The sequence below is a fragment of the Burkholderia alba genome (genome assembly GCF_034721475.1).
Lineage (GTDB): Bacteria > Pseudomonadota > Gammaproteobacteria > Burkholderiales > Burkholderiaceae > Burkholderia > Burkholderia alba.
Genome location: NZ_JAWJWL010000095.1, coordinates 1 through 3,650 on the forward strand (window position 1 = coordinate 1; position 3,650 = coordinate 3,650).

The 3,650-nt window shown below is 68.1% G+C and carries 4 protein-coding genes and 1 pseudogene; 2 read left to right on the plus strand and 3 right to left on the minus strand.

What is annotated here, in order from left to right; all coding sequences use genetic code 11:
• Positions 1 to 118 precede the first annotated feature (118 nt).
• Positions 119 to 604, plus strand: a complete 486-nt coding sequence (gene rfaE2, locus RZR99_RS32320) for a D-glycero-beta-D-manno-heptose 1-phosphate adenylyltransferase (protein WP_323123759.1) — start codon at positions 119 to 121, stop codon at positions 602 to 604.
• A gap of 21 nt (positions 605 to 625) precedes the next feature.
• Here rfaE2 and RZR99_RS32325 read toward each other — a convergent pair whose 3' ends face one another.
• The 3 genes from RZR99_RS32325 to RZR99_RS32335 all read right to left on the minus strand — a co-directional run bounded on the left by RZR99_RS32325 (position 626) and on the right by RZR99_RS32335 (position 2,745).
• The gene (locus tag RZR99_RS32325) at positions 626 to 949 is read right to left on the minus strand and encodes a hypothetical protein (protein WP_323123760.1); all 324 of its coding nucleotides are present in this window, start codon (positions 947 to 949) and stop codon (positions 626 to 628) included.
• An 84-nt stretch (positions 950 to 1,033) separates the two neighbouring features.
• Positions 1,034 to 1,825: a type III pantothenate kinase gene (locus tag RZR99_RS32330; protein ID WP_323123761.1), complete on the minus strand. Its 792-nt coding sequence runs from the start codon at positions 1,823 to 1,825 to the stop codon at positions 1,034 to 1,036.
• Positions 1,822 to 2,745, minus strand: a complete 924-nt coding sequence (locus RZR99_RS32335; RefSeq protein WP_323123762.1) for a biotin--[acetyl-CoA-carboxylase] ligase — start codon at positions 2,743 to 2,745, stop codon at positions 1,822 to 1,824. Before RZR99_RS32335 ends, RZR99_RS32330 begins: the two co-directional genes overlap by 4 nt.
• Before the next feature lie 79 nt (positions 2,746 to 2,824).
• Here RZR99_RS32335 and RZR99_RS32340 point away from each other — a divergent pair.
• A pseudogene (locus RZR99_RS32340) lies at positions 2,825 to 3,221 on the plus strand (DNA adenine methylase); the annotation flags it as partial.
• Positions 3,222 to 3,650 lie beyond the last annotated feature (429 nt).

The window sequence follows — 3,650 nt, forward strand, 5'->3', positions numbered from 1 at the left end:
GTTCGGCGGCGCAGCCGGCCTGATCCGCGTATCGCACCCCCAAGCCCGCAGGCAAGCCCGGCGGGCTTTTTCTTTGGGTGCGCCGATTTATATCCGATCGAATCAAGCGAGACCCACGATGCCCGCCTCCTTTGAACGCAAGCTGATCTCCCGCGACGCGCTGGCCGCGCTGCGTCCGTCGCTGCCCACGCCCGTCGTATTCACGAACGGCGTGTTCGACATCCTGCATCGCGGCCACGTCACCTACCTGGCCGACGCGAAGGCGCTCGGCGCCTGCCTGATTGTGGGCGTGAACAGCGACGCGTCGGTGCGCATGCTCGGCAAGGGCGACGATCGCCCGATCAACCGCCAGGAAGACCGGATGGCGCTGCTGGCCGCGCTCGAATGCGTCGACTGGGTGGTGGGATTCGAAGAGCAGACACCGGTCGCGCTGATCGAGGCGGTGCGCCCGGACATCCTGGTGAAGGGCGGCGACTACGACATGGACACGCTGCCGGAGTCCGCGCTCGTGCGCGGCTGGGGCGGCCGGGCACAGGCGATCCCGTTCGAGTTCGAGCGTTCGACCACGGCCCTGCTGAAGAAGGTCCGCGCGCAACAGGGTTGAGCCGTGCGCCGCCCCGCCGGACTACTGGGCGGCTGACGCGGGCGCGCCGGCCGTCGGTGCGGATGCGCCCGGCGCCGGCATGTTCGGCATCGATGCGGCATCCGGCGTCGATGCGCCGCCGATCGGCACGGCATCGAAGGTCGGCTGCTCGATCGGACCGCCGACGACCGGCTGGTCCGAGGCCTGAGCCACGGCGGTGACCCGCACCGTGTCGGCGCGCACCTGCTGCGCGAGATGATCCGGCTCGCGGGGGCCGGCGGCGGGCAGCGGTCCGAACATGCCGCGCATCGCGGCAAACGCAAGCATGTTGGCCAGAAAGAGCACAGCAATCAGCCAGCGCAGCATCGTCAAGCCTCCCAAGCGTTGTTGATCCGTCGATCTCCGCCCGTGTGACCCGGGCCGTCGTTTGTTCACATCATGCCTGATCCGTCACGCCGCCTGTGCGATCCGCGCGAGTCCCGATAGCACCAGCGTGTCGTGACGCGTGTAAGGCAGCGTCAGCGCTTGCGCGATCGCGTCGGCCGCGCCGCCCGACAGCACGAGCCGCACCGGCGCGTGCCACGCGGCCGCGAGATCGCGCGCCGCGCGCTCGATCAGACCGGCCTGTGCGTACAGGCAGCCCGCGGACAGCGAATGCGGCGTGTCGACGGCGAACGGCGCGTCCGCGCCGTGCGGACCGGCGTCGTGGAGCAGCCGGGTCGCGGCGTCGGTCGTCAGGGTCGGTAGCTGCGCGGTATGGGTGCCGAGCGCGCGCATCATCAGCGCCCAGCCGGGGGCGATGAGGCCGCCGGTGAAGCGGCCGTCGGCGCGCAGCGCCTCGAGCGTGGTCGCGGTGCCGAACGTGGCGATCAGCAGATGCGCGTCCGGAAACGCCGCGCGCGCGCCGATCATGCCGGCCCAGCGGTCGCTGCCGAGTTGCTCGGGGGTGGTGTAGCCGTTGACGACGCCACATTGCGCGGCGCAGGCGCGGATCGTCGTGCGCGGCAGGCCGGGCCAGCGTGCATCCAGCAGTGCGTCGATGCGCGCGGCGGCGGCGGGGCCGGCGACATTCGAGATCCAGGCGCCGCGCGGCGCAGGCAGCGCCGACCAGTCGGGATCGTCGGGCACGCCTTCGCCCGCGTGTTCGAATGCGCCGCTTGCGCCGAGCGCGCCCTGCGTATCGGCGAGCGCCCATTTGATCCGGCTGTTGCCCGCGTCGATCAGCAGCGCCGGCGCGCTCATGGCTGGCTGCCCGGTTCGCGCAGCGACACGTCGCCGGCCGCGATCGCCTGCCTGCCGGCGGGCGTGTCGAGTAGCAACTGGCCGTTCTCGTCGACCCCCGTCGCGATGCCGCGTGCGATTTCGACGCCTTGTTCGAGCAGGACGACTTCGCGGCCCGCATGCGCATGCAGCGCATTCCAGCGCGGCCGGAACGGCGCGAAGCCTTGCGCGCCGAACAGCGCGAGCGCGGGCGAGAGCGCGTTGAGCGCGGCGGCGAGCGTATCGGTGAGATTCGCATCGGGCCACGCGGAGGAGAGCGCGTCGGGCGGCAACGCGCCGACCTGTGCGGCGTTGCGTTCGCGCAGCGCGGCGACGTCGGCCGCGACGGCTTCCGCGCCGCTCACGTTGATGCCGAAGCCGATCACGGCGGCGGTTGCTTCACGGGTGTGCCAGACGGTTTCGATCAGGATTCCGGCGAGTTTGCCGGTCAGGAGGATCGCGCCGTCGTGCGTGTGGGTGCCGAGCAGGTCGTTCGGCCATTTGAGGGCGATGCCGCGGTCCGGTGCGAGCGGCAGCGCGGCGAGCCCTTCGGCGAGCGCGGTGCCCACCGCGAGACTGAGTCCGCCGAGGCTGTCGACGGGGCGCGGCAGCACGCACGCGACCGAGCACAGCAGCGCGTTGCCCGGTTGCGCGAACCACGGGCGGCCCTGGCGGCCGCGTCCCGCCGTCTGTTCGTAGGCAACCCGGACGATCGGCTGCGGCAGCGCGTGGCGCGTGCGCGGCAGCGACTTCAGCTGGGCCGCGAGGTCGGCGTTGGTCGAACCGGTCGCGTTGACGACATCGAGCGGCCACGGCGGCTGCGCGGCGACCAGCAGCGAGCCGATGCGCACGAGGTCGATTCGGGCGTGGGCGGGCGGGAGAGAGGAAGGGGACGCTTTCATGGCGGCTATTGTACGAGAGCCGGGGCGCGAGGGCCGGATCGTGACGCGATACGCGGTGCGGTGCGGTGCGCTATCGGTCAAAAGGTGCTGTGGCGGCAATCTGCAGGGCCGGACGTTCGGCACCGCGACGATCACCCCGTCCGGCTTGAGCTTGTTGCGGATCGAGGCGGAACTGTCGGCAGCGGATCGTCGGCTGGCGCAGGCGTTCAATTGAGCGGTTGGATGGGGCGGCTTGCATTGATCGCCACGATCGGCTCCATGCGCTGCTTTATTTCGATTCGCGATATTGCGAGGCCGAGGGCGATGGTGTGTCGTTTCCGATCGCCGAGTAAGAACTGATGGCTCGGCGTCTGCGAACGATCGAGGGGCGTGCGATTGCGCGTCTCAACGATTCGGAGATCTGTCGAGTGTTCCCCTGTTTCCGTACTGAAGCGGTCGACATTCGCTACACGGTTGGCGGCGGTAAAGGTGCTTAGAGGCAGGAACTGATTTTTTCGTTTGGACGGGGCGTCGCAACCGGTTGAACTATTGCGATTCGGGTGCTGGAAAAGGCGGCCGGCCTCGCGAGGAGAGGGTTGGTTGGATATCCAAGGGCGGATTAATACGAAATCGAAATCAGAAGAACCTGATGTAAAGGCATGTCCTCCCGGAAAACTTGGATGGCCCCAGACTGAATATCTGTCAAATATGGTTAGACGTGTCGCAGAGTGTGCCGATTTCCGATTTGTATCTGCGAGTTTGCTATCCTTCCTCATCGAAAAGACGTGGTGATGAGGCTATTCCTGATGTGGCCCCGATTGCCTTTCTGTCCAATTCGGTTTTAATAATACTGAGAGAACAGCGGTGGCGATCAGCGAAACACTACGCAGCTTCGCGTTGGGGGCGGTCGACTGGAACAATCGACC

Coding starts and splice junctions, on each gene's coding strand:
- rfaE2 (WP_323123759.1), top strand. CDS start 119: ATGCCCGCCTCCTTTGAACGCAAGCTGATCTCCCGCGACGCGCTGGCC.
- RZR99_RS32325 (WP_323123760.1), bottom strand. CDS start 949: ATGCTGCGCTGGCTGATTGCTGTGCTCTTTCTGGCCAACATGCTTGCG.
- RZR99_RS32330 (WP_323123761.1), bottom strand. CDS start 1,825: ATGAGCGCGCCGGCGCTGCTGATCGACGCGGGCAACAGCCGGATCAAA.
- RZR99_RS32335 (WP_323123762.1), bottom strand. CDS start 2,745: ATGAAAGCGTCCCCTTCCTCTCTCCCGCCCGCCCACGCCCGAATCGAC.